5 protein-coding genes and 1 pseudogene are annotated in these 6,332 nt (G+C 47.9%); 3 read left to right on the forward strand and 3 right to left on the reverse strand.

Features of this window, described 5'->3' with window-relative positions; all coding sequences use genetic code 11:
• The coding region (gene uspA / locus VJY99_RS13485) for a universal stress protein UspA (RefSeq protein WP_324119242.1) at positions 1-341 on the reverse strand (341 nt) is incomplete at its 3' end.
• 367 nt (positions 342-708) lie between these two features.
• Between uspA and uspB the strand changes: the two genes are divergently transcribed.
• Positions 709-1,044: a universal stress protein UspB gene (uspB, locus tag VJY99_RS13490; protein WP_324119250.1), complete on the forward strand. Its 336-nt coding sequence runs from the start codon at positions 709-711 to the stop codon at positions 1,042-1,044.
• Between the two features lie 97 nt (positions 1,045-1,141).
• On the opposite strand, the gene pitA is transcribed toward uspB, so the two are convergent.
• Positions 1,142-2,644, reverse strand: coding sequence for an inorganic phosphate transporter PitA (gene pitA / locus VJY99_RS13495; RefSeq protein WP_324119244.1), 1,503 nt, complete (start codon positions 2,642-2,644; stop codon positions 1,142-1,144).
• Between the two features lie 229 nt (positions 2,645-2,873).
• Here pitA and VJY99_RS13500 point away from each other — a divergent pair, with 229 nt between their 5' ends.
• Complete coding sequence (locus VJY99_RS13500) at positions 2,874-4,067, forward strand: NAD(P)/FAD-dependent oxidoreductase (RefSeq protein WP_324119246.1); 1,194 nt, start codon at positions 2,874-2,876, stop codon at positions 4,065-4,067.
• 268 nt (positions 4,068-4,335) lie between these two features.
• Here VJY99_RS13500 and mgrA read toward each other — a convergent pair whose 3' ends face one another.
• Positions 4,336-5,376 carry an L-glyceraldehyde 3-phosphate reductase gene (gene mgrA, locus VJY99_RS13505; protein ID WP_324119248.1) on the reverse strand — a complete coding sequence of 347 codons (1,041 nt, stop codon included), beginning with the start codon at positions 5,374-5,376 and terminating at the stop codon, positions 4,336-4,338.
• Between the two features lie 195 nt (positions 5,377-5,571).
• Here mgrA and VJY99_RS13510 point away from each other — a divergent pair.
• A pseudogene (locus tag VJY99_RS13510) lies at positions 5,572-5,715 on the forward strand (IS630 family transposase); the annotation flags it as partial.
• Positions 5,716-6,332 lie beyond the last annotated feature (617 nt).

The following is a 6,332-nucleotide window of genomic DNA, read 5'->3' on the forward strand; positions in this document are numbered from 1 at the left end:
TCCTGGTGATGACCACAGACCACTAAATCCATGTCGTACTTCTTAATTGCATCCACCAAAACCTGGCCAAGATCGCCGCTGCCGCTCAGCGTTTCAGTAATCGGATAGCCCGCACCGGTAGACAATTCGCTCAGTGCGTTGTGCGTTTCTTCAGAAATACGTTTCTGCATATCACCCAGATTTACATCGATCAATCCGGTATAGAGATCGGAGTAATTTACATCAACATGAATCAGGGAAACCTTCGCGTTGTATGGACGGGCCATAAAAACCGCTTTTTCCACCAGTACTTTGCTCTCCGGGGAGAGGTCTACCGCGATCAGAATGTGTTTGTAAGCCATAATTTTACTCCTTCCATAAGTTTTCGATGACCAGCCTGGTCGGATAGCACGATACATTTCATCTGTGATACCCGCGTGTAAGGACTTAAATTGTAGATGATATTTCTACCCTATATCGAACGATAGATACCGTCAATGTGCCATCGCTGTATACATTTAAGCCTTAAATAGCTTTTATCGCTTTGATAATGATTAACGATGTGGCAAAAAAATTAACAGATCTCCTACACTATTAAATAAGCCGTTCCGAAATAGTAATGTGAACTGGATCGGTTTTTTGGGCTCGCTGAATAGTCTTTCTAGTTTTCGGGGTGAGAGGTTGCCCTGGAGTGATGTTCTGGGGCTTCACCGGGGGGGAGAAATTATGATGATCAGCACCGTTGCGCTTTTTTGGGCGCTATGTGTAGTTTGTGTTGTGAATATGGCGCGTTATTACTCATCTTTGCGCGCATTACTGGTGGTACTGCGCGGGTGCGATCCGCTGCTTTATCAGTATGTCGACGGAGGCGGATTCTTTACCTCTCATGGGCAGCCCAGCAAACAGATCCGTTTAGTGAGTTATATCTACGCCCAGCGTTATCTTGATCATCACGATGACGAGTTTATCCGCCGTTGTGAGCGCTTGCGCCGCCAGTTTATTTTGACCAGCGCCTTGTGTGGATTAGTCGCAATAAGCTTGATTGGTCTAATGATTTGGCATTAAGGGGTTGGGCGCATTAAAAAAGCGGGCCAGTAAACTGACCCGCTTTTGTTTTATGGTTTGTAGGCCGGACAAGCGTAGCGCCATCCGACACAAGACCTTAGATGAGATGCAGTGAAATCCAGTACAAGCCACCAGACAGCAAAATCGACACGGGTAGCGTAAGCACCCACGCCATCAGGATATTGGTTACTGTCTTACGCTGCAAACCGCCACCATCAACCAGCATCGTCCCCGCTACGGAAGAAGAAAGAACGTGTGTTGTGGAAACCGGCATACCGGTGTAGCTGGCAACACCAATGGAGACGGCGGCTGTTAACTGCGCGGACATACCCTGCGCATACGTCATGCCTTTTTTACCAATCTTCTCACCGATAGTTGTTGCCACACGACGCCAGCCAATCATCGTACCGATGCCGAGCGCCAGAGCGACCGCCATGATAATCCAAATAGGTGCGTACTCGATGGTATACAGCAAGTCAGTTTTCAGCTTTTTCAGGAAGCGCTTATCTTCCGAAGTGGTTTCCGGGAGCTTGGCGACTTTTTCTGAGGTGTCAGAGATGCACAGTAACAGGCGGCGCATATGGCTACGCTGCTCAACGCTCAGCTGGCTGTAGCTATCGATATTGCCCAGCATCTCCTTCGCACGCTGTACCGCAATCATGGCGCGGCCAGCATCGCAATGGAACTCAACAGGTTTATCCTGGCCCTTCACTTCTTCAGGGGTTGGGATAACCGGATTGAGGTCAATGACGTGCTTAATAGCATCGCTGTGGAGTGCGTAGTATTGCTCAAGGTGAGTGATGGCATCGCGAGTACGAGTAATGTCGTAACCGGAAGCATTCATATTCACCACGAAGCCCGCAGGAGCCACACCAATCAGCACCAGCATAATCAAACCAATGCCTTTCTGACCGTCGTTCGCACCATGAGAGAAACTCACGCCAATGGCGGAGAGAATCAGGGCGATACGTGTCCAGAATGGCGGTTTTTTCTTGCCGTCTTGTTTTTCACGTTCAGCGGGTGTGAGGTGAATACGGCGGTGCTTCTTGGTGCTGCTCCAGTAGCGACGTAGCAAGAAGATTAACCCGCCCGCAACCACCAGACCCACGATTGGGGAAAGGATCAACGACATGAAAATCCCAATCACTTTCGGGATATTCAGCGCATCCACGACCGAGGAGCCGGTCATTAACGCGTTCGTCAAACCAATACCAATAATGGCACCGATAAGCGTATGGGAGCTGGAGGCTGGCAGCCCAAAATACCAGGTGCCAAGGTTCCAGATAATAGCGGCCAACAGCATGGAGAACACCATGGCCAGGCTATGAGCGGAACCTACGTTCAACAGCAGATCGGTTGGCAACATATGCACAATCGCATACGCCACACTCAATCCACCAAGCAGAACGCCGAGAAAGTTAAATAACGCCGCCATTGCCACCGCAACTTGCGATCGCATTGCACGTGTATAGATAACGGTTGCCACTGCATTCGCAGTGTCATGGAAGCCATTGATCGCTTCATAGAAGAGAACAAATGCCAGAGCAAGTAACAACAAGAGCCCGGTATGTAGATCCAGGCCGATAAACAGAAATTCCATAGACGTTACGCCATTGTGAGGACATGAACGCGGCGCATTATGTAAGACAACTCCATAATGCGCCAACAGAAATATGGACTTTTCTTGATGTTTGTCTGTCCTTTGTCAAACATCGAAAAGATTTACATATTTATTTTCAACCACATGCAATTGTTAATATGTATTTAGCTGGTGCGATTAACCACCTATCTTTACACTTCCTTTCATTAAGCATAGTCGGGAGTAAGAAGTGGGAACGTTTGATACTGTTATTATAGGCGCAGGTGCTGCAGGAATGTTCTGTGCGGCGATTGCGGGGCAAGCGGGCAACAAAGTGTTGCTTATTGATAACGGTAAAAAACCAGGCCGTAAAATCCTGATGTCCGGCGGCGGGCGCTGCAACTTTACTAATCTTTATATCGAGCCTGCAGCGTTTCTCAGCCAAAACCCCCATTTTTGCAAATCTGCACTTGCGCGTTATACCCAATGGGATTTTATCGACATGGTCGGTAAGCACGGTATTGCGTGGCATGAGAAAACCCTCGGCCAACTTTTTTGCGATGATTCAGCACAGCAAATTGTCGATATGCTGGTTGCCGAATGTGAGAAAGGGCAAGTCACCACCCGCTTGCGCAGCGAAGTGTTAGGCATTGAACGTGATGAAAATGGCTATACCATCCAATTAAATGGCGACAGCGTACAAGCAGCAAAACTGGTCATCGCCACAGGCGGGCTGTCAATGCCAGGACTGGGTGCCACACCGTTCGGCTACAAAATCGCCGAGCAGTTTGGGCTGAAAGTTTTACCGACCCGCGCAGGTCTGGTGCCATTTACCCTGCACAAACCGCTACTCGAACAGTTACAGGTGCTATCCGGTGTCTCTGTGCCGTCCGTTATCACGGCTGAAAACGGCGTAAGCTTCCGCGAAAGTTTGCTGTTTACTCATCGTGGTCTCTCTGGGCCTGCGGTATTGCAACTTTCCAGCTACTGGCAGCCTGGTGAGTTTGTCAGCGTTAACTTACTTCCTGATACCGACCTGGATGAGCTTCTGAACGAACAGCGTAATGCCCATCCAAACCAGAGCCTGAAAAATACGCTGGCAATCGTGTTACCAAAACGCCTGGTGGAATGCTTGCAACAACTGGGGCAGATTCCTGACGTCACGCTAAAACAGCTTAATGCCCGTCAGCAGAACGAACTGACCGAAACGCTGCAAAACTGGCGCGTACAGCCGAACGGCACGGAAGGTTATCGCACCGCAGAAGTCACACTTGGTGGGGTGGACACCCATGAGCTGAGTTCACGTACGATGGAAGCGCGTAACGTGCCTGGATTGTATTTTATCGGGGAAGTGATGGACGTAAGTGGTTGGTTGGGAGGGTATAATTTCCAATGGGCCTGGAGCTCTGCCTGGGCTTGCGCTCAGGGTTTAGTTGGTGAGTGACAATAAAGTTGTATACATAGATATCTCTCATGAGTTAATCCCAGTCCTGATATGGCAACAGGTATGGAAACCTTGGCTCTAAATTCTTTCGAGTAACGTTGAGTTTTTCTGGCCATGGTGAACTCCTTTTAAGCCCATTCTAATTCCTGAAGGAGTGTCTATTAAACTCAAGCTACCTCAGGGGTACACCACAACGTTATCGCAGACTAATTTCGGTATTCTTATAAAGAACCCACAAACGACATTATCGTCAGCGGGCTCTTTGTCATTATTTATCCGAAGATGCCTGCCATAGATTTAGCTGGCCATCCGCAACATATTGATCGATAGTCGCGAGTTCCTCTGCACTAAAATGCAGATTATCCAGCGCCTTCACGTTCTCTTCCAGTTGCGACGGGTGGCTTGCTCCAATCAGTACCGAAGTGACTCGCTGATCTTTTAGCAGCCAGCTTAGCGCCATTTGTGCCATGGTTTGACCACGTTGCTGGGCCATATCATTGAGTAAACGCAGGCTATTGATATTCTCCTCAGAGAGCATATTTTCTGTCAGCCCACGCGCTCGTTTTCCTTCGATATGCATACGCGACCCCTCCGGAATACCGTTCAGATATTTGCCCGTCAGCAGACCTTGTGCCAGTGGTGTAAAGGCGATGCAGCCAGCACCATTCTGTTCAAGTGTATCCAGCAGGCCGCTCTTATCCACCCAACGGTTAAGCAGACTGTACGAAGGCTGATGGATCAGCAACGGTATTTTCCACTCGCGCAACAGTTCAGCCATTTTTTGGGTACGTTCCGGCGAGTAAGAGGAAATCCCTACATACAATGCTTTACCACTTTGCACTGCCTGGGCAAGCGCTGAAGCGGTCTCTTCCATTGGTGTATCTTCATCTACCCGATGCGAATAGAAGATATCAACATAATCCAGCCCCATGCGTTGCAGGCTCTGGTCGAGACTGGCAAGTAGATATTTACGCGAGCTACCCGCTCCGTAAGGGCCTGGCCACATGTCGTAACCTGCTTTGGTGGCAATAATTAACTCATCACGATAGGGCGCAAAATCTTGACGTAGCAGACGGCCAAGATTCTCTTCAGCTGAGCCGGGAGGTGGGCCATAGTTATTAGCCAGATCAAAATGGGTAATACCGGCATCAAAGGCTACATGGAGCAGAGCACGTTGCGATTCCAGTGAACTAATATGACCAAAACTGTGCCACAGACCGAGCGAAAGTGCGGGTAATTTTAATCCACTTTGACCGCAACGGCGATACTGCATAGTTTCATAGCGTGAAGCGGAAGCCTGGTAGAGCATGATATCTCCTCGTTATATTATTTCTGAGTAATTTGAAACATTGTTTTATTTTAATGCTTCTGACCATAAGATCTTTGTAATTTTCTAAATAAACGTTCCGAATAGTCGATTACCTAAAGGGAACTCAGGCCGGATTCTGCGATCTGATCAATCGCCAAACCAATACAAATCACCCACCGAATTGAACGATAACTGATGCAGAAAACCATTCACAAAACCCGCGATAAAAATCATGCCCACAGGCTTACGGCCATGCTGATGCTGCGCCGGGGAAACTGTGTCAGCGCGGTGGCAAGAATGCTTTGCTGTGCCCGTTCTTCCGTTGACCACTTCATTGATACCCGGTTCAACGAATTAAACAAATGGGAGAAAAGAGAAGATAGCGATTGCCCGTGAGCTGAAAAAAGCTCCGGTGGAGCTAAGGATGACCCGCAGGACGCCGGGTTAGCAGCTACGCTACCCCCAAAAGATAAAAGCCATTGAGCCCAGCAATGCTGGATATCCCATTCTAAATCCTGCAATGCAATCCCGTCTGTTATCAATCCGTTACCCACTCTCTGTCATCACGTTTCTATTTTAGTACCACAAGGTAATCGATTTGTTTTTTTAGCTAACTTTTGTAAAGAAATCGTCAACTTATATTTAAAGATCTCTTGGTGATACATATCACGAAATGAGTTTTTTTTGTGCATGCCGTCATGAAACCAGAACTGAAGTAATGACAATAAAAACGGAATTACTGATAGTGCTGATTCCACAATATGGAATTCACAGGATAACAAAATGGCATTGGTGACAACGAAGAATTTGCAGGAAGAATATGAGCGTATTTTGCTTGCAAGGGATATGGAGCCTGAAATGGCGACAAAACTGGCTGCTGGTTTTGTCGAAATGGCAAATGAAGGAACCTATTCACACGGTATCAATCGCTTCCCTGTGTTTATTGATCAGGTAGA

Source organism: Buttiauxella sp. (genome assembly GCF_035271705.1).
In the GTDB taxonomy this organism is placed as follows: domain Bacteria; phylum Pseudomonadota; class Gammaproteobacteria; order Enterobacterales; family Enterobacteriaceae; genus Buttiauxella.

Excerpts from the sequence above, each read along its gene's own strand:
- uspB (WP_324119250.1), top strand. The coding sequence starts at position 709 with ATGATCAGCACCGTTGCGCTTTTTTGGGCGCTATGTGTAGTTTGTGTT.
- pitA (WP_324119244.1), bottom strand. The coding sequence starts at position 2,644 with ATGGAATTTCTGTTTATCGGCCTGGATCTACATACCGGGCTCTTGTTG.
- mgrA (WP_324119248.1), bottom strand. The coding sequence starts at position 5,376 with ATGCTCTACCAGGCTTCCGCTTCACGCTATGAAACTATGCAGTATCGC.